This is a genomic window from Pseudomonas sp. GM25 (assembly GCF_000282255.1).
GTDB lineage: Bacteria > Pseudomonadota > Gammaproteobacteria > Pseudomonadales > Pseudomonadaceae > Aquipseudomonas > Aquipseudomonas aphyarum.
This window is the reverse complement of record NZ_AKJQ01000029.1, coordinates 53,271-73,492: the sequence shown is the minus strand read 5'-3', so window position 1 is coordinate 73,492 and position 20,222 is coordinate 53,271. Positions and strand designations below refer to the sequence as shown.

Below are 20,222 nucleotides of genomic sequence, written 5' to 3'. Positions count from 1 at the left end.
AAGATTGTCGATTGCGTTGTATACAATCGGCACGGCTGTTGCAGTGTTTCAGCCTCTTATTCTTTGGGGGTGCTCCATGCAGTTCTGGCGTCGCAGTATTCAATGGCAGCTGATCCTCGGTATGGGCACCGCCCTGCTGGTCAGCATTCTGATCGTGGTTGGCATTTATACCCTGGTGGTCAACCGCCTCGCCCAGAGCTATCTGGTCGAACAGGCGCTGCCGTCGAGCATCGAAGCGACGCGCAACGACATCGAACGAATCCTCGTTCAACCCCTCACCGCCGCCAAGGACATCGCCAGCAACACGATGGTCCGCGACTGGCTGGCCAATGGTGAAGACTCCGCCAAAACGGCGGGCTTCGCGCAGTATCTGGAAGGCATCCGCGCCGAACACAAGGCGTTTACCGCGCTGATCATCGGCACCGAATCCAATCACTACATCACCGAAAAAGGCCTGGATCGCACCCTGAGTCGCGACAAACCGGCCGATGCGTGGTTTTACTCCTTCCTCGACAGCAATCAGCCGCGAACCCTGAACATCGACAACGACGGAGCCACCGGAGAGCTCGCGCTGTTCATCGATTTGAAGGTGGAGCAGGCTGGCAAAGTGGTCGGTGTCGCGGGGCTCGGGCTGAGCATGAAAGAGCTGTCCGAGCTGATCCACAACTTCAGCTTCGGCGAACGCGGGAAGGTCTATCTCGTGCGTTCCGACGGTTTGATCCAGGTCCATCCCGAGGCACAGTTCAGCGGTAAACGCACCTTGAGCGAGCAGATTGGTGGCTCGGCGGCACAAGCGGTCATGGGCCATAAAGTGGCCGCCAACAGCAGCTTCCAGCGCGACGGCGAAGACTTCCTCGCCTTCAGCCTGCCCTTGCGCGACCTAGGCTGGACGCTGGTGGCCGAAGTGCCACAGTCACAGATCTACGCCGAAGCCCGCCGGGCGATGTGGATGAGCAGCGGCATCGGTCTGGCGGTGGCGCTAGTTTGCCTGGCGCTGGTGATCTGGCTGGCTCAGGGATTGGTGCGACCGATTCGTCAGGTAACAGCTGCGTTGGTAGCAATCGGTAGCGGTGGTGGAGATTTGACCCATCGGTTAGATTCCAGCCGCGCCGATGAGCTGGGCGACCTCGCTCGGGGCTTCAACCGTTTCCTCGACAGCCAGCGCGGAATGATCGGCGAAGTGCTGACCACCAGCGAGCGTCTGCGCGTTGCCGTCGGCCAGGTGGCCAGGGTTGTGGATAACACCGCCGAGCGCTCAGGTCGTCAGCAGGAAATGACCGACATGGTCGCCACCGCCGTCCACGAAATGGGCCTGACCGTACAGGAAATCGCCCAGAACGCCGGCAATGCTGCGCTTGCCTCTCAAACTGCGCGCGATGAAGCGATGCAGGCGCGGGAAGTGGTCGGCGGCTCGATTCGTCATATAGAAAGCATGTCCGATGAAATCGGCGTCGCGGCGGGCGCGGTGGGTGAGCTGGCGCATCAGGTGGCGTCGATCGATCAGGTGCTGGCGGTGATTCGCGGGGTGTCCGAGCAGACCAATCTGCTGGCGTTGAACGCTGCGATCGAAGCGGCGCGAGCCGGGGACATGGGGCGTGGTTTTGCAGTGGTGGCGGATGAAGTGCGCACCTTGGCGCGACGGACTCAGGCGTCAACCGACGAGATCCAGCAGATGATCGGCAGCCTCAAGCAAGGCGCGGAGAATGCGGTGTCATCGATGCGTACCGGGCAGGCCGCGACTGGCACCGGGGTTGAGTCGAGCCAGCGTACGGGGGCGTCTTTGACCGCGATTACCGGGCAGGTCGAGCGCATCAGCGACATGAACCATCAGGTGGCGACGGCGACCGAGGAGCAGTCGGCGGTGACCGAGGAGATCAACCGTAACGTGCAGGGGATTTCCGATCTGGCCCGGGCGACGGCGGGGGAGGTTCGGGCGTGTCGTGAGGATTGTCAGATGTTGCAGCGGTTGGCGGATGATCTGGCGCGGCAGATGGGTGGGTTCAAACTCACCTGACTGATAGTTTGATCGTCCCCACGCTCTGCGTGGGAATGCAGCCCCGGACGCTCCGCGTCCTCTTAAGATCCTGACGCAGAGCGTCACAGGGGGCATTCCCACGCGGAGCGTGGGAACGATCACCGTGGGATCAGAACCACGCGTCCTGCATTGCCAGACACGTATCATCCCGCGCCTCCAGCAGCGCCAGCTCATGCTGACACCCCGGCACTTCCCATGTCAGGAAATAACGCGCCGCCTGCAATTTGCCGTTATAGAAGTCGACATCCGCCGCATTCCCCTTGGCCAGTCCTTCCTCAGCCCGAATCGCCTGCTCCAGCCAGCGCCAGCCAATCACCGCGTGCCCGAACACCTTCAGGTACAACGCCGAGTTCGCCAGGCTGCTGTTGATCTTGCCCTGAGCCAGGTCGGTCAGCAGACCAATGGTCACGCTCTGTAGGCGCGCGACAAGTTTCTCCAGCGGCTCACGCAGTGCGGTCAACGATTCGTACGCCACCGCGCGCTCGGCGGTGTTGGCGATCAGTCGAATCAGCTGCTTGAGCCCGGCGCCACCGTTCTGCGCCAGTTTGCGCCCGAGCAAGTCCAGCGACTGAATGCCGTGAGTGCCTTCGTGGATCGGGTTCAGGCGGTTGTCGCGGTAGTACTGCTCCACCGGGTATTCGCGGGTGTAACCGTGGCCGCCGAGAATCTGGATCGCCAGTTCGTTGGCCTTGAGGCAGAACTCCGATGGCCAGGATTTGACGATCGGCGTCAGCAGATCCAGTAACTCATGAGCCTGCTTACGCTCGGCTTCGGATTCCAGCGTAGTGGTGTCATCGAACAGCCGCGCGGCATACAACCCGAGGTCGAACGCCCCTTCGACGTAGGATTTCTGCGTCAGCAGCATGCGTCTGACATCGGCGTGCTGAATGATCGCCACCGGCGCCGTCGTCGGGTCCTTGCTGTCCGGCACCCGGCCCTGCGGACGTTCGCGAGCGTATTCCAGCGAGTACAGGTAACCGGCATAACCAAGCATCACCGCGCCCATGCCGACGCCGATCCGCGCCTCGTTCATCATCTGGAACATATAGCTCAAGCCGTGATGCGGCTTGCCTACCAGATAGCCGACGCACTCGCCGTTATCGCCGAAGTTCAGCGCCGTGGAAGTCGTGCCGCGCCAGCCCATCTTGTGGAACAGCCCGGCCAGCAACACGTCGTTGCGCTTGCCCAGACTGCCGTCATCGTTGACCAGAAACTTCGGCACGATAAACAGCGAAATCCCCTTCACCCCGGCCGGAGCGTCCGGGAGCTTGGCCAGCACCATGTGCACGATGTTTTCCGAGAGCGGGTGATCGCCGCCGGAAATGAAGATCTTGTTGCCCTTGAGGCGATAAGTGCCGTCGGACGCAGGCTCGGCTCGGGTACGAATATCCGACAGCGACGAACCGGCATGGGGCTCGGTCAGGGCCATGGTGCCGAAGAAACGGCCGTCGATCATCGGTTGCAGGAAGCGTTGCTTCTGCTCTTCGGTGCCGAAGCTTTCGATCAGGTTGGCGGCGCCCATGGTCAGGAACGGATAGGAAGTCGAAGCCGCGTTGGCCGACTGGAAGTGGGCGAAGCAGGCCTGGGACAGCAGTGTAGGAAGTTGCATGCCGCCGGCGTCGAAACTGCGCGCCGCGTTGAGGAATCCGGCTTCGAGGAAGGCATCCACCGCCGGTTTCACCTCGGGAATCAGAATCGCCTGACCGTTCTCGTAGCGCGGCTCGTTCTCGTCGCCCTTGCGGTTGTGCGGTGCGAAGTACTTCTCGGCGATGTTGCGCGCCGTGCCGATGGCGGCATCGAAGGTTTCGCGGTTGTGCTCGGCAAACCGCTCGCGCCGGGTCAGGCCCTCGGCATCGAGGACTTCGTACAGCTCGAAAGCCAGATTGCGGGAACTGAGCAGCGTCTCGGACATGGCGGCCTACCTTTTTTTGGAATGGGCCGAGTCTAGGCGTGCGAATAAAGGCTGAACAGGAAGATTGATAACGGTGATGGAGAGGCCAAAAAAATGGGCGCCGGTGAGGGCGCCCATTTTTATGTTGCTGAGGGAGTCGCTGATTAACCGATGGTCATCAGGCTGGCGTTACCGCCCGCTGCCGCAGTGTTGACGCTCAGCGCGCGCTCGATCACCAAGCGCTCCAGCGCAATGTTGGTCTCGCCCTGGGACAGGCCCTGAACCCCAACGATGGCGCCGGCACGTTTGGCGATCTGCTGGCAGACCGCACGCAACTGGTCGGAATGGCCGTGATGCAGAACCGCATCGAACACGACGTCGTCCTTGTTCCAGTCGGAAACCAGTTTGATCCGCGCCTGAATCTCCTTCGGCAGGCGTGCGAACAATGCCTTGCTGGTGTCGGATTCCGGCCAGACCGCCGAACCGCCCACTGCCAGTACCGCAGCGAGTTGGGTCAGCAGATCACCTTCGATGTCCGCCAGGCACAGCACGTGCTCGCGCGGCAGGATCGCGTAGCTGTTCTTCTCGCCGGTCGGGCCGGCCAGCACGCGGGTGATACCGCTTTGCGACTGCGCTGCGTACTGCACGCACAAAGTGCTCAGGTCGGCGAACTTGTTGCTGTCGGCCCAGGCTTTCAGGGCAGTCAGCGGTTTGCTCATGGCATCGCGCAGACGAACGTCCGGTGCTACGGCAGCATCACCGCGAGCGAAGGATTGTTCGATGGCATCGGTAGGACGCGTCGACAGCAGACGGTACAGGTACAGCGGGCCACCGGCTTTCGGGCCAGTACCCGACAGGCCTTCACCACCGAACGGCTGGACGCCGACCACGGCACCCACAATATTGCGGTTGACGTAGACGTTACCGGCGTTGACGTTGTCGATCACCTTGGCGATGGTCTCGTCGATGCGGGTGTGCACGCCGAGGGTCAGGCCGTAACCGGAGGCGTTGATCTGGGCGATCAACTGGTCGATCTCTTTACGCTTGTAGCGCACCACGTGCAGCACCGGGCCGAAGATCTCGCGTTGCAGTTCGTCGAAGCTTTCCAGTTCGATCAGGGTCGGCATGACGAAGGTGCCGCGTTTGACTTCCTCGGTATCGGCGATGGCCACCTGGTACACGTTGCGACCTTTGTCGCGCATGCCCTGGATGTGCTTCTCGATACCGGCCTTGGCTTCGGCGTCGATCACCGGGCCGATGTCCACGGACAGGCGCTCCGGGTTGCCGAGACGGCTTTCAGCCATCGCGCCTTTGAGCATTTCGATGACGCGATCAGCGGAATCTTCCTGCAAGCACAGAACACGCAGGGCCGAGCAACGCTGGCCGGCGCTGTCGAAGGCCGACGACACCACGTCGATCACCACCTGTTCGGTCAGTGCCGAAGAGTCGACGATCATCGCGTTCTGGCCGCCGGTTTCGGCGATCAGCGGAATCGGACGGCCCTGGTTGTCGAGGCGACCGGCGATGTTGCGTTGCAGCAGACGCGCGACTTCGGTGGAGCCGGTGAACATCACGCCTTTGACGCGCTCATCACCCACCAGACCGGCACCGACGGTTTCACCGCGACCCGGCAGCAGTTGCAGCACGCCTTCCGGAATCCCGGCTTCGAGCATCAGACGCACGGCTTGTGCAGCCACCAGAGGAGTCTGTTCGGCCGGTTTGGCCAGCACCGGGTTACCGGCGGCCAGTGCGGCGGCAACCTGACCGCTGAAGATCGCCAGCGGGAAGTTCCACGGGCTGATGCAGACCACCGGGCCCAGTGGGCGGTGGGCGTCGTTGCTGAAATCGTTGCGTGCCTGCACTGCGTAATAACGCAGGAAGTCGACGGCTTCGCGGACTTCGGCGATGGCGTTGGCGAAGGTCTTGCCGGCTTCGCGAGCCAGCAGGCCCATCAGCGGCTGAATCTCGCCTTCCATCAAGTCGGCGGCGCGTTCCAGAATCGCGGCACGTTCGGCCGGCGGGGTGGCCTGCCAGATCGGTGCGGCGTTCAGGGCGCATTGAATGGCGTTGTCGACGTCTTCGACGGTGGCTTCCTGCACGTGGCCGACCACGTCACGCAGATCGGACGGGTTCAGTACCGGTGCCGGCGCTTCGTTGCTGGAAGCGCAACCGAGCATCGGCGCGGCTTTCCAGTTGTTGTGCGCGGTGGCCAGCAGGGCGCAGGACAGCGAGGCCAGACGATGTTCGTTGGCCATGTCGATGCCGCTGGAGTTGGCGCGCTCGGAACCGTACAGATCACGCGGCAGCGGAATGCGCGGGTGCGGCAGGCCGAAACCGCCTTCCACGGTTGCCATCTGTTCGATCTGCGCAACAGGATCGGCCACCAGTTCCTGGATCGAAATCGACTGGTCGGCAATGCGGTTGACGAACGAGGTGTTGGCGCCGTTTTCCAGCAGACGACGTACGAGGTACGCCAGCAGGGTTTCGTGGGTGCCGACCGGAGCGTACACGCGGCACGGACGGTTCAGCTTGCCTTCGGAAACTTTGCCTACAACCTGCTCGTACAACGGTTCGCCCATGCCGTGCAGGCACTGGAATTCGTACTGGCCCGGGTAATAGTTCTGACCGGCAATGTGATAAATCGCCGACAGAGTGTGGGCGTTGTGCGTGGCGAACTGCGGGTAGATGACTTCCGGTACCGACAGCAGTTTGCGGGCGCAGGCGATGTAGGAAACGTCGGTGTACACCTTGCGGGTGTAGACCGGATAGCCTTCCAGGCCTTCGACCTGGGCACGCTTGATTTCGCTGTCCCAGTACGCGCCTTTCACCAGACGGATCATCAGGCGATGACGGCTGCGGCGAGCCAGGTCGATCACGTAGTCGATCACGTACGGGCAACGCTTCTGGTAGGCCTGGATCACGAAACCGATGCCGTTCCAGCCAGTCAGTTGCGGCTCGAAGCACAGGCGCTCGAGCAGATCCAGCGACAGCTCCAGGCGGTCGGCTTCTTCGGCGTCGATGTTCAGGCCGATGTCGTATTGCTTGGCCAGCAGGGTCAGCGACAGCAGACGCGGGTACAGCTCATCCATCACGCGCTCGTACTGGGCACGGCTGTAACGCGGGTGCAGGGCCGACAGTTTGATCGAGATGCCCGGGCCTTCATAAATCCCACGGCCGTGAGACGCTTTGCCGATCGAGTGAATGGCTTGTTCGTACGAGGCCAGGTACTTCTGGGCGTCGTGTTCGGTCAGCGCCGCTTCACCGAGCATGTCGTAGGAATAACGGAAGCCCTTGGCTTCGAACTTGCTCGCATTGGCCAGGGCTTCGGCGATGGTTTCGCCGGTGACGAACTGCTCGCCCATCAGGCGCATGGCCATGTCGACGCCCTTGCGGATCATCGGCTCGCCGCTCTTGCCGATGATGCGGCTCAGGGACGAAGTCAGGCCGGCTTCGTTGTGGGTGGAGACCAGTTTGCCGGTCAGCAGCAGGCCCCAGGTCGCCGCGTTGACGAACAACGACGGGCTGTTACCCAGGTGTGGCTGCCAGTTGCCAGTGCTGATCTTGTCGCGGATCAGCGCATCGCGAGTGCCCTTGTCCGGGATGCGCAGCAGCGCTTCGGCCAGGCACATCAGTGCCACGCCTTCCTGGGACGACAGGGAAAATTCCTGCAGCAGGCCCTGAACAATGCCTGCACGACCGCCGGCACTCTTCTGGTTACGCAGTTTTTCCGCGATGGTTGCGGCGAGTTTGTTGGTGGCTTCGGCCATTGGCGCCGGCAGGCGAGCCTGCTCGATCAGCATCGGCACGACTTCCGGCTCAGGGCGACGGTAAGCAGCGGTGATCGAGGCGCGCAGAACCGATTGCGGCAAGATGCTTTCGGCGAATTCAAGGAAGCATTGGTGAGCGTGATCGGTGTGGACTTCGCCCGCGTCGTCGGCGTCCTTGGCGGTCAAACCGTTCAGCTCGGTCAGGGTTGCACCACCCTCGAGTTTTTCCAGGTAATTGAAAATTGCCTGCTTGATCAGCCAGTGCGGTGTGCGATCAATCGAGGTTGCGGCGGCCTTCAGGCGCTCGCGGGTCGGGTCGTCAAGTTTGACCCCAAGGGTGGTGGTAGCCATATTTTTATCCTCATAGGTGCCGCAGTTGCGCGACAACAGCTGGCGGCAAGATTAGCCGCGAGCCGAAAGAGGTGCAACCGGGTGCAACCCTTTTTTGTCGGAATATTCGGCAACTCGTCAGGAAATAATTTCTGGTACGAAAGTGCTGCTCCTGCTTGGTGCTTTTGCTTCTAGCAAAGGCCCGTGACTGCGCTAAAAGGGAGCAAAAAACCGCCTTTTCGGGATAATTCCGATTAGGTGCAACTAATTCTCAAGAAACTGGTTGCACCTGTTTTAGTTTGTTGAATAGGATTCGCGCCCAAGGTGCAACCGGGGAAAACCCGGTGTGCCGGCCAATGGCTTTCCTGGGGAAACATTGGTCATAAATGCGCGGCCGTGCGAATCGTCTGTCAGACCTCAGTCTGCAAACGGTGCAACCGCCGCCGCTACATAAAAACAAAGCCAGGGCACGTACGTAATGAGCGCAAGCAATCCAACCCTGATCACGTTCGTGATCTACATCGCAGCAATGGTGCTGATCGGCTTCATGGCCTATCGCTCCACCAACAACCTTTCCGACTATATTCTGGGCGGCCGCAGCCTGGGCAGCGTGGTGACCGCATTGTCCGCCGGCGCCTCCGACATGAGCGGCTGGTTGCTGATGGGCCTGCCGGGTGCCATCTACATGTCCGGCCTGTCCGAAAGCTGGATCGCCATCGGCCTGATCGTCGGTGCCTACCTGAACTGGCTGTTCGTCGCCGGCCGTCTGCGTGTTCAAACCGAGCACAACGGTGATGCGCTGACCCTGCCGGACTACTTCGCCAGCCGTTTTGAAGACAAAAGCGGTCTGTTGCGCATCATTTCGGCGGTAGTGATTCTGGTGTTCTTCACCATTTATTGCGCTTCCGGCATCGTTGCCGGTGCCCGTCTGTTCGAAAGCACCTTCGGCATGTCCTACGAGACTGCGCTGTGGGCCGGTGCTGCAGCGACGATTGCCTACACCTTTGTCGGCGGTTTCCTCGCGGTGAGCTGGACCGACACCGTACAAGCCACCCTGATGATCTTCGCCCTGCTGCTGACGCCGATCATCGTGCTGCTGGCCACCGGCGGTGTCGATACCACGTTCCTGGCCATCGAAGCGCAAGATCCAAGCAACTTCGACATGCTGAAAAACACCACCTTCATCGGCATCATTTCGCTGATGGGCTGGGGCCTGGGCTACTTCGGCCAGCCGCACATCCTGGCGCGCTTCATGGCCGCCGACTCGGTGAAATCCATCGCCAACGCCCGTCGCATCTCCATGACCTGGATGATCCTGTGCCTGGGCGGCACCGTGGCCGTGGGCTTCTTCGGTATCGCTTACTTCTCGGCGCACCCGGAAGTCGCGGGTCCAGTGACCGAGAACCACGAGCGTGTGTTCATCGAACTGGCCAAGCTGCTGTTCAACCCGTGGATTGCCGGTGTGCTGCTGTCGGCCATTCTGGCTGCCGTGATGAGCACCCTGAGCTGCCAGCTGCTGGTGTGCTCGAGCGCCCTGACCGAAGACTTCTACAAGACTTTCCTGCGTAAATCCGCCTCGCAAGTCGAGCTGGTATGGGTCGGTCGCGCCATGGTGCTGCTGGTTGCACTGATCGCCATCGCGATGGCTGCGAACCCGGACAACCGCGTGCTGGGTCTGGTGTCCTACGCCTGGGCCGGTTTCGGTGCAGCCTTCGGTCCAGTCGTGCTGATCTCGGTGATCTGGAAGAAGATGACCCGTGACGGCGCACTGGCCGGCATCCTGGTCGGCGCGATCACCGTGATTGTGTGGAAGCACTTCGAGCTGCTGGGTCTGTACGAAATCATCCCGGGCTTCATCTTCGCCAGCCTGGCGATCTACTTCGTCAGCCTGATGGGCCAGCCGAGCGCCGGCATGGTTCAGCGCTTTGAAGCGGCCGAGAAGGATTTCCATCTGAACAAGTGATGGAAATGAGCTGAGGCTCACAAGAAAACGGCCCGTTTCCTACCAGGAAGCGGGCCGTTTTTTATTGCCTGCGATTTCTGATGAACGCTGGAACCCCTGTGGGAGCTGGCTTGCCAGCGATGGCGATGCGTCAGTCGCCCTGAATGCTGGATGTGCCGACCTCATCGCTGGCAAGCCAGCTCCCACAGGGTTCTGCGATATTTCTGACGGATGTGTCTGTAGTTGAAAGCGTTGATTGTTGAAGGCCAAATCGAAGTTTTGAGTAGGGGAAATCTGATTTTTCAGTCACCCAACCTGCACCCCTTGCCCCTCATGCAGAATCGCCCGCCCTCAATCTGCAGAGAGACATCGGATGTTCGCGCCTGCCAATCAACCGCGTTTCACGTTGACCGTCGAAGGCGCCCAGTTTGACCTCAAAGTCCTTGAGTTCACGGGCAAGGAAGCCATCAGCCAACCCTTCCGCTTTGACCTGGAGCTGGTCAGTGAACGGCCGGATCTGGATCTGGAGAGCCTGCTGCACTGTCAGGCGTTTCTGGGTTTTGATGAAGACGGTTCCGGTATCCACGGTCAGATCTATCGGGTCGGGCAGGGGGATTCCGGCAAGCGTCTGACCCGCTATCACGTCAGCCTCGTTCCGCGTCTGGCCTATCTGGGTCATCGGATCAATCAGCGAATATTCCAGCACCAAAGCGTGCCGCAGATCGTGACGCAGATCCTCAAGGATCACGCGATCCTGCGCGATGCCTTCGAATTTCGCCTCGGCAGCGATTACCCGCCCCGTGAATATTGCGTGCAGTACGCCGAGAGCGATCTGGCGTTCATCCAGCGGCTGTGTACCGAAGTCGGCATTCATTTCCACTTTCAGCACAGCCCGGACGGGCATCTGTTGGTGTTCGGTGACGATCAAACGGTGTTCCCGCGTCTGGCCGAGCCGACGCTGTATCTGCCGGGCAGCGGGATGGCTGCGGCGGCACCGGCGATCAAGCGCTTCACCGTTCGGGTGGAAACCCGCACCAGCGTGGTCACCCGACGTGATTACGACTTCAGCAAACCCCGGCTGGCGCTGCAAAGTCGCGCCGAAAGCGAACAGCGCCCGGTGCTGGAGGATTACCACTTTCCCGGCCAGTTCACCGAGCGCGAAACCGGCAAGCAACTGGCCCAGCGCACGCTTGAGCGGCATGTCGCCGACTACCGTCAGGCCGAGGGGCGCAGCGATCAATCTGCCTTGGTCAGTGGACATTTCCTGCAACTGACCGAGCATCCGCGCCAGGACTTGAATGACCTTTGGCTGCTGACCGCTATCGAACACCATGGCCGACAGCCGCAAGTGCTGGAGGAATCGGTGACCAGCGATGGCGACGAATTCCGGGGTTACCGTAATACCTTTCTCGCCACGCCGTGGGACGTGTTCTTCCGCCCGCCGATGGGCCCGGAAAAACCACGGATGCTCGGTTATCAACCGGCCGTGGTCACCGGCCCGCAAGACAGTGAAATCCATTGCGACGAGTACGGTCGGGTCAAGGTGCAACTGGCCTGGGATCGCGACGGCGAACTCAACGAGCATTCCAGTTGCTGGCTGCGGGTCGCCAGCGGTTGGGCTCATGACCGTTATGGCAGCGTGCTGATACCACGGGTCGGCATGGAAGTGCTGGTGGGGTTTATCGATTCGGATGCCGACAAACCATTGGTCATGGGTTGCCTGCCGAACGCGGCGACGCCAGTGCCTTTGGATCTGCCGGCCGACAAGACCCGTAGTATTTTCCGCAGCCAGAGTAGTCCCGGCGGTGGGGGCTACAACGAATTGCGCATCGAAGATCGCAAAGGCGCCGAGGAAATCTACCTGCGCGCCCAGCGAAACTGGACGCAGCATGTACTGAATGATCAACAGGTACAGGTGGATAACCAGCGCAGTGTTGTCGTGACTGGTCTCGCCAAGCATGAACTGAAGGCCGATGAACAGCGCATCACCCACGGCCAGCGTCAGACCGAAGTGAAGCAGGACGACCACCTTACAGTGACCGGCGACCGGCACATCCGCGTGAGCAATCAGGCGATCAACGCCAGTGCTCAATTCCACGTCAGCGCCGGCCAGCAAGTGGTGATCGACGGCGGGGCGAGCGCGACGATTCAGGCGGGCGGGCAGTGGATCAACATCGGCCCGGGCGGGATTTTCAGCAGCGTGCCGATTGTGGTGGGTGGTGCGCCGATGGCGGCGATGAGCGCGGCACCGACAGTGCCGGGGTTGCCGGAAAAACTGGTGGCAGCACCGGCTGCGATTCTGACTGCCGCGCAAATCATGAGCCTTAAAGGTGATGCGCCGTTCTGCGAAAAATGCGAGCGCTGCAAGGACGGTGTCTGTGCAGCCTGATCAATGGTTGAAGGATGTGCCGCTGAAACCCTCGGAGCAGTTGTTCGCGGTTTTCAGCAGCACCAGTGCGGTGGATCCGCTGAAGGTTTGGCCTCTGAGTGCGCAGTTGCCGAGTCCGGTCTGGGCGGAAACGATCTATGCCGAGTGGGATGCGGTGATGCCCTACGTGGGAATCGTCGACGTAGGCAGTGAGTTTCTGGATTGGGTGGCGACCACGGAGTCTCGTGACTGGGGTTGGCTGGCGGTTTCTTCGGCAGGGTTTGAGGCGGTGGTCGAACACTTTCGCAGTTTGACCCAGGTGCTGATGCCGGACGGGAAAGCGGTGTTCTTCCGGTTTTGGGATGGGCGGTTTTTGTTGCCGATCCTTGAGTCGCCCGAAGTGGATGCCGGGCAATTGCTGCCGATCCTCACGCGAGGATTGATCAATGGTCAGGCCGTCGAGATCGGGGGCAGGGTGAGGGTCTCGAATCGGGAATTTCCTTGGTGGTCGGTGCCGGAAAAGCTGCTGGCGCAATTCGGTGGTGATGCCCGGATCAAGAATGCCTTGCAGTGGTTGAGCGAGGAGCAACCGGCGTTGTTCGAAGCATTCCCTACCGATGTCTTGCGCTGCAAGGTTGTCAGGTTTTTCAAAGTTTCGGCGTCGGACGAATCGTCGGCTTCGGCATTGCTGGACTACTTGCGGGACGAGTCAGAGTGAAATTTCCGGGCAAAGGCTTCGGACGTTTCCTGCGAGTTGCGGCGGTTTTCGTGAACTGGTGGGTGAGGTGGTGTGGGGATAGGCTTTTGGCTGTCACCGCAAATTCGGTGACAGGGCGTGGAAGCCCTTTTATCGTTAGGCGCGTCAAGCTGCACCAGTAAGGCGTTTTTGTCGTTTGAGTTTTTGGTGGCTGTGCGCGGGGCGCTTTCGAGTGCGCCGGGTGCCTAACGTCCCGGTCTTCCACACCTGCGTACAGCCGCCACCTAATGCGTGGAAGTGAGAGTTGGCGGCTCCATCCAATACGTTAGGAGTTAGTCCAGTGCCAACATTGAAACCCGATCCACCCTACGAACCTTTCATCCCCCACCCCGACAACCGCCTCATGGCGCTGACCAGCAACTGCAACGACATGCCCACCCTGTTCATCGACACCCACGCCCCGCTCGACATCCTGATGGACGCCGCCAACTACCGCATCCGCGCCGTGATCCAGGTCCTGGAAAACATGTGCATGCGCGGCTCGGTCGAGTGCGACTCGGTCATCCTGAGCGACTTCGCCCAACTCTGCGTGATTCCGTTGCGCGACGGCTGTGATGTCTTGGATGCGATTGGCAAGCGCCTACACGCCATACCGTCCTGACTCGATCATTCCCACGTCGAGGCGTCGAACCGTCTGCGTGGGAATGCCTCCAGGGACGCTCCGCGTTCCAAGCGTCCACCGCCATTGTGGCTGATACCCCATGCGACGCGGAGCGTCACGGGCTGCATTCCCACGCAGAGCGTGGGAACGATCATTAGTGCAGCGGCACGCCACTCAGCTGCGAGCCCCTGACTTGCCGCCCGGTAAAAGGTAAACTTCACGGCCCTCGCAGGAGCAGCCATGAATTATCGTCACGCCTTCCATGCCGGCAATCACGCCGATGTGTTCAAACACCTGACCTTGACCCGCCTCATCGCCCTGATGTCGCGCAAGGAGCAGCCGTTTGCCTATCTCGACAGCCACGCCGGCATCGGTCTGTATGACCTGCAGGGCGATCAGGCGAATCGTACCGGCGAGTACCTGGAAGGCATCGCGCGCTTGTGGGATCAGCCGGATCTGCCGGCGCTGACCGCCGACTACATGAAAGTGCTGCACGAGATGAACCCGGATGGCCAGTTGCGCTATTACCCGGGTTCGCCGGAACTGGCGCGGCGTCTGACCCGGCCGCAGGATCGGGTGATGCTCAACGAGAAGCACCCAGAAGACGGCGTCCTGCTCAAGGACAACATGGCCGGCGATCGTCGGGTGAAAGTGCATCTGGGCGAGGGCTGGCATGTGGCCCGTGCGATGTTGCCGGTGCAGGAGAAACGCGCGGTGATGCTGATTGATCCGCCATTCGAACAGCTCGATGAAATGCAGCGTTGTGCGGCGTCGATGAAAGAGGCCATTGGCCGGATGCGCCAGACCGTTGCCGCGATCTGGTATCCGGTGAAGGATCAGCGTGCGCTGCGTCGTTTCTATCAGGATCTGGCCGGCACCGGTGCGCCGAAGTTGTTGCGGGTCGAGCTGCTGGTGCATCCGCTGGACACGCCGAACAGCCTGAACGGCTCGGGCCTGGCGATTGCCAATCCGCCGTGGGGGCTGGAGGAAGAATTGCGTGAGCTGCTGCCGTGGCTGTCCAAGAAACTGGGCCAGACCCAGGGTGGGTGGCAGATGGATTGGTTGATCGCCGAGAGCTGATCAGTTGAATTGGGGCGTCTGATCGGACGCCTTCGCGGGCAAGCCCGCTCCCACAGGGTTCGCGCAGATTCCGGAATCGCGCACGACCTTGTGGGAGCGGGCTTGCCCGCGATGCTTTTAGGGCTTAGTTACCCGCCAGACTCGGTGGCATGCAAACGCCAGTGCCGCCAATCCCGCAGTAGCCTTCCGGATTTTTCGCCAGATACTGCTGGTGATAGGTTTCGGCAAAGTAAACGGTCGGCGCCTGTTCAATCTCGGTGCTGATTTCACCCAGACCCGCCTTCGACAGCTCAGCCTGATAAACGGCTTTGCTCTTCAATGCCGCATCCAGTTGCTCCGGATGGGTCGCGTAGATCACCGAACGGTACTGAGTGCCGATGTCATTGCCCTGGCGCATGCCCTGCGTCGGGTTGTGCAATTCCCAGAACATCGCCAGCAGTTCTTCGTAGCTGACCTTGGCCTTGTCATACACCACCAGCACCACTTCAGCGTGGCCGGTCAGGCCCGAGCAGACTTCTTCGTAGGTCGGGTTCGGCGTGTAACCGCCGGCGTAACCGACGACGGTGCTGACCACGCCTTCACGCTGCCAGAAGCGGCGCTCGGCGCCCCAGAAGCAACCCAGACCAAAGATCGCGAAGTCGACGTCTTCGAAAAACGGGCCGAGCAGCGGCGTGTCTTCGAACACGAAATGCTTTTCAGGCAGGGTCATTGCGGTTTCGCGGCCAGGCAGAGCTTGTTCTTTAGTCGGTAGCACGTTTTTGTTCACCAGAATTTCCGAGCGCAGAACCATGATCGTTCCTCTCAGTCAGGATGGGATGTAAAAAGTCTGACCGCCAGTGTGCCCAATGATGCCCGGTTAATCACTAGGCAAAATGTGCGGGTACTGTCTTGGGGTTTACAGGCAGAGCGGGCCGCGCGGGTAGCGCTTGAGCGCCTGGATCAGCTCGCCGCCCGGAATCGGCCGGTCGAACAGGTAGCCCTGGCCGACGTCGCAGCGATGCCGGCGCAGGAACGCCAGCTGCTCGGCGGTCTCGATGCCTTCGGCCACGACCTTGAGTTTCAGGTTGTGGGCCATGGCGATCACGGCGGAGGTGATTTCCATATCGTCCTGGTTGTCCGGGATTTCATGGATGAAGCTGCGATCGATCTTGATGATGTCGATCGGGAATTTCTTCAGGTAGCTGAGCGACGAGTAACCGGTGCCGAAGTCGTCCATGGCCAGGGTCAGGCCCAGGCGCTTGAGCTGGTCGAGCTGCAAGTGGGTGTCTTCGGTGGCTTCCAGCAGCAGGCCTTCGGTCAGCTCCAGTTCCAGCAGATTGGCCGGCAGCGCTTCTTCCTTGAGGATGTTGGCGATCGAGGCCACCAGATCCGGGTCGGAGAACTGCTTGGGCGACAGGTTGATCGCTACTTGCAGATTGCCCATGCCGGCAGCGGTCAGCGCTTTGCTCATGCGGCAGGCCTGGCGGGCGATCCACTTGCCGATCGGAATGATCAGGCCGGTTTCCTCGGCCACGCTGATGAACTGGTCCGGGCGGATCATGCCGCGCTCCGGGTGGTTCCAGCGCAGCAGCGCTTCCATGCCCAGCAGGCGACCGCTGCGCAGGCACAGCTTCGGCTGATAGAACACGTCCAGCTCGTTCTGGGTCAGGGCGCGGCGAAGGTTGTTCTCGACGAACAGCTTGTAGCTGGCCTCGGCGTTCAGCGCTTCGGTGAACACCTGGACCTGATGTTTGCCGTTGGCCTTGGCCTTGTGCAGGGCGAGGCCGGCGTTGCGCATCAAAGTCTGCGGGTCACGGCCGTGCAGCGGCGCGCAGGCCAGGCCCACGGAGCCGGTGACGCTGATCAGCTGGTTGTCGACGAACATCGGTTTGTCGAGGGTCATCAGCAGCTGGCTGGCGATCTGCTGCCCGGCTTCGAGGTCGGTGTTGTCGAGCAGCACCGCGAATTCATTACTGGCGAACCGCGCCAGACTGCCGCTCGGGCTCAGGCTGTTGCGCAGGCGACGGGCCAGGCTGATCAACAGTTTGTCGCCGGTCTGGTGACCGAGGCTGTCGTTGATCCGCTTGAAGTTGTCGATGTCCACCAGCAGCAGGCTGATCGGGGTATCGCTGTCCCGGGCGAAGCGTTCATCCAGATTGCGGATAAATGCAGGCCGGTTGCCAAGGTTGGTCAGGTTGTCGGTGTAGGCCAGGCGCTCGATGCGCTGCTGCGCCAGTTTGGTCTGGGTGATGTCTTCGTAGATGCCGATGTAGTGCGTCAGCTCACGGTTATCGCCGTAGACCTTGGAGATCGACAACTGGCCCCAGTAGGGTTCGAGGTTCTTGCGGCGGCTTTTGAATTCGCCCTGCCAGCTGTTGCTCTTGGCCAGCGCCGAAGGCGCGTCGAACAGCAGCTCGCTGAGGTTTTCCAGGGCCGGCAGTTCCGACAGGCGCTGGCCGTGGACTTCCTCGGTGGTGTACTGGGTGATCGCGGTGAAGCTCGGGTTGACGTACTCGACCACGCCGTCGCAGTTGACCAGCAAAAAGGCGTTGGCGCTTTGCTCGACCGCGCGCTGGAACAGGTGCAGGGCGCTGGTGGCGGTGCGGCGGTTGTGATTGTTGATGACCTGGGCGAACTGGTCGGCCAGCTCGCCGGCAAAGGCGATTTCATCGGACTGCCAGGCGCGGGTGACGCCGGTTTGCTCCAGGCACAACACGCCAACCACCTGGCCGTCGACGCGGATGCTGGCGTCGAGCATGGCGTTGACGTCACGCGGGCGCAGGGCTTCGGCCATTTCCCGGGTACGCGGATCGCGCATCGCGTTGTGCGCGTCGATGGCGCGGCTGCCGTGCAGCGCGTCCATGTAATCGGGGAAGCCGCTGACGTCGATCACCTCCGGCAGGATGTATTCCTGGGTGGCGCGGTGGTACGCCGAGATCGGCACCAGCTTCTGGCCTTCGAGGTTCCACAGGCTGGCGCAGTCGATCTCGTAGATATCGCAGGCGCAACGGGTGATCAGTTCGGCGGCTTCTTGCAGGGAGTTCTGGCTGCTGTAACGCTGGCGGGCCAGCAACAGGATCAGATCCTGCTGGGCGCGCACCCGCTCCAGATGTTGCAGCTGTTCCTGCTGGGCACGCTGGTTGAGCTCCAGGGCGATTTGCAGGCGCGAGTTCTGGGTTTCCAGGTCGACGGACGGCAGCGCTGGTGCTTCGTCGAATACGTTGTCGACCGCCAGCAGGTAACCGCGCAGCAAGTGGCGGTTGTGCTGTTTGTAGGCTTCGCCGAGTTCGAGAATGCTCAGCGCGCCGGCGGCGGTGTGCAGGGTGTAGCGCACCAGATAATGCGGGCTGTCGCCGAGTTGTTGCTGGATCGCGTCGTGCAGCTGATAGCGCGCTTCGGGCTCCATCAGGCTGGCGTAGGGCGAGCCGACCAGGGCGCAGAGTTCGACGGCAGGCTGGCCGAACTGGCGTTCACAGTTGGGATCGAGAAACAGCATCGCCCAGCTGGCTTCATTCAGGCGCTCGAAACGCAGCATGCCGAGCCGCGAGGGCACAGGCAACTGCGTCACTACCTCGGCCACCATACGGCTGGCGGCATCGGGTTGGCTCTTCATGAAGGGAACTCGCTTGGAAATTTGCTGAACGCGCCGGGCTCTCGCCCTCTTTACTGTTGCCTGCGGCAAGGTTGCATCATTGCGGCACCGACTGACAAGAGACATGAAGGCCAAGTGCTATAAGAATATGTCGGCTGCAGTGAACATTTCTCCAGCACTTGCGGAAAAGTAATGCTATTAACCGTGGAGATGGCCGTTCCAGAGCCTTCGGGCATCCGGAACGGTCGTGCCGCTGGATTCATCGCAACGGAATATCAATGGATTGCAGGTGCCTGCCATCCCGGTCGTGATAGTTGACCTGGATCCGTCCGGCCTCGACCGCCATGTGCGCAAAGTTGTCCTGGCTGATGACCTGGCTGGTCAGTTCGGGCCGGTATTCGCCTGCCTCGGTCTGCGCCAGCGGCTGGTCGAGCATGAAGGTCGCGGCGGTGGCGTAGGGCAGCAATTTGCTGTTGCTCAGCGGCGAAGACACGACGGTGTGTACCTCGAAGTCCGGGTCTTCGCTGTGGCTCAGGCGACTGGTCAGCGAGCCATGCACATCGCCGGAAATGAACACGACGTTCCTGAGTCGATGCAGGCGGATGGTTTCCAGCAGGCGCAGGCGCTGTTCGGGGAAGCCCGCCCAGGCATCATCGCCGTTCATTTTGCGGTCGGGGTAGAACATGACGCTGGTGACCACGAACTTGACCCTCGCCGGGCTCTTCACCAGCCAATTGCACAAGGCTTGTTCCTGCTGTTCATCGAGGATGCGGCGGTTCTCGGCTGACAAGTTGCGGCGAGTTCGACTGTCCGTTACAAACCATTCGATATCTCCGTCGCTGAATTGATACCAGTAGTGCTTCAGTGAAGTACGGTCGATTGTGTCGTTAGTTGTTGCTGAGTAAGCCGGGCTATGACTGGCTTGATAAAGTTCGTAAGCCTTCATCGCATTGCTAAACAGTGTTTCATCGGACTCGTGGGCGTTCATTGGCCAGTTATCTTCTATTTCATGATCATCAAGAATCATGTAAGTCGAAGTCTCCGACATCAGTCGTCGAATATTGGGCAGGGAAAACGCCGCACGGTACTTTGCAATGAAATCGTCATAGTCGCGATCCGGGGCGAACAGGTTCAGATCGTCGGCGTAGATCTGATCGCCACACATCATGATTGCGCTGATCGCCGGTTGCGCGCCTTCGATCAGCTGCCTGATGGACGAGAAGATCCGGTCGCCCAGATGCGGAAGCACCGGGATGCCGGAGGTCATGCGCAGGTAACGACACGAACCGAGGATGTAGGCGCGCGGCTGCAAAGGCTGGCTGCTGCGGGTGCGCAGGCGATAGATCTCCCGTGGCCATTGCAGCGGCAGCTCCGCCACGCTGTGGATGGTGTGGACGGGACTCATCGGGCTGAACCAGCCGGTCTGGTATTCGTACTCGGTGTCGGCTTGCAAATGATCGAGCACCAGCACTTCAGTCATGTCGCGGGTTGAATCCAGTTTTACAAACTGGCCCGTCTGCCATTGTTTCGAATCCAATATCCGGTAACGGATGCCGGCAAATACGGCAGCGTTATGTTGCAGTCCGCCACGAATGAAAATTCGCGCCTGATTAGTTGTTGTGTGGCCAACGATCGGGCCAACAGTAGGTTTCAGCATGTTCGAATCCATTCGAATAAGTGTTGGTGATTGATAAAGTTGCCTGGCTTGTCGGTGCAACTTTGATGCGCCAAGGTTAGTTGCCTGTCGCTGAAAAATATCGATTTGAAGTGGACTAAAGTCGTGGCCTATATCAGCGCAAGTTGTGGGAAAAGTGCAGGCGAACGTTATTTCAGGCAAAAAAAAGCCCCGCCAAACTGACGGGGTTGAGGTACGAGCGTGT

The 20,222-nt window shown here is 60.7% G+C and carries 11 protein-coding genes; 6 read left to right on the top strand and 5 right to left on the bottom strand.

Annotated features, from left to right (window positions below):
- The first annotated feature begins 76 nt into the window (after positions 1–76).
- Positions 77–2,014, top strand: coding sequence for a methyl-accepting chemotaxis protein (locus PMI24_RS07140; protein ID WP_007952312.1), 1,938 nt, complete (start codon positions 77–79; stop codon positions 2,012–2,014).
- Positions 2,015–2,144: 130 nt separating this feature from the next.
- Here PMI24_RS07140 and PMI24_RS07135 read toward each other — a convergent pair whose 3' ends face one another.
- Entirely contained in the window at positions 2,145–3,947 is a 1,803-nt protein-coding gene (locus PMI24_RS07135; protein ID WP_007952310.1) for an acyl-CoA dehydrogenase, read from the bottom strand.
- 143 nt (positions 3,948–4,090) lie between these two features.
- On the bottom strand, positions 4,091–8,044 hold the full coding sequence (gene putA / locus PMI24_RS07130; RefSeq protein ID WP_007952309.1) for a trifunctional transcriptional regulator/proline dehydrogenase/L-glutamate gamma-semialdehyde dehydrogenase: 3,954 nt from the start codon (positions 8,042–8,044) through the stop codon (positions 4,091–4,093).
- A 457-nt stretch (positions 8,045–8,501) separates the two neighbouring features.
- Between putA and putP the strand changes: the two genes are divergently transcribed.
- The 5 genes from putP (at position 8,502) to PMI24_RS07100 (ending at position 14,771) form a co-directional block, all read left to right on the top strand.
- A complete protein-coding gene (gene putP, locus PMI24_RS07125; protein ID WP_007952308.1) occupies positions 8,502–9,986 on the top strand; it encodes a sodium/proline symporter PutP in 1,485 nt (494 codons plus the stop codon).
- Between the two features lie 352 nt (positions 9,987–10,338).
- Entirely contained in the window at positions 10,339–12,354 is a 2,016-nt protein-coding gene (locus tag PMI24_RS07120) for a type VI secretion system Vgr family protein (RefSeq protein ID WP_007952307.1), read from the top strand.
- Positions 12,344–13,051, top strand: coding sequence for a DUF4123 domain-containing protein (locus PMI24_RS07115; RefSeq protein WP_007952306.1), 708 nt, complete (start codon positions 12,344–12,346; stop codon positions 13,049–13,051). The genes PMI24_RS07120 and PMI24_RS07115 overlap by 11 nt, the downstream gene beginning before the upstream one ends.
- A 319-nt stretch (positions 13,052–13,370) precedes the next feature.
- Positions 13,371–13,691, top strand: coding sequence for a hypothetical protein (locus tag PMI24_RS07110; protein ID WP_007952305.1), 321 nt, complete (start codon positions 13,371–13,373; stop codon positions 13,689–13,691).
- Between the two features lie 240 nt (positions 13,692–13,931).
- Positions 13,932–14,771, top strand: a complete 840-nt coding sequence (locus PMI24_RS07100) for a 23S rRNA (adenine(2030)-N(6))-methyltransferase RlmJ (protein WP_007952304.1) — start codon at positions 13,932–13,934, stop codon at positions 14,769–14,771.
- Positions 14,772–14,895: 124 nt separating this feature from the next.
- On the opposite strand, the gene msrA is transcribed toward PMI24_RS07100, so the two are convergent.
- The 3 genes from msrA to PMI24_RS07085 form a co-directional block, all read right to left on the bottom strand.
- On the bottom strand, positions 14,896–15,561 hold the full coding sequence (gene msrA / locus PMI24_RS07095; RefSeq protein ID WP_007952303.1) for a peptide-methionine (S)-S-oxide reductase MsrA: 666 nt from the start codon (positions 15,559–15,561) through the stop codon (positions 14,896–14,898).
- Between the two features lie 105 nt (positions 15,562–15,666).
- Positions 15,667–18,363, bottom strand: coding sequence for a putative bifunctional diguanylate cyclase/phosphodiesterase (locus PMI24_RS07090; RefSeq protein ID WP_007952302.1), 2,697 nt, complete (start codon positions 18,361–18,363; stop codon positions 15,667–15,669).
- Positions 18,364–18,601: 238 nt separating this feature from the next.
- Complete coding sequence (locus tag PMI24_RS07085; protein WP_007952300.1) at positions 18,602–19,999, bottom strand: alkaline phosphatase D family protein; 1,398 nt, start codon at positions 19,997–19,999, stop codon at positions 18,602–18,604.
- Positions 20,000–20,222 lie beyond the last annotated feature (223 nt).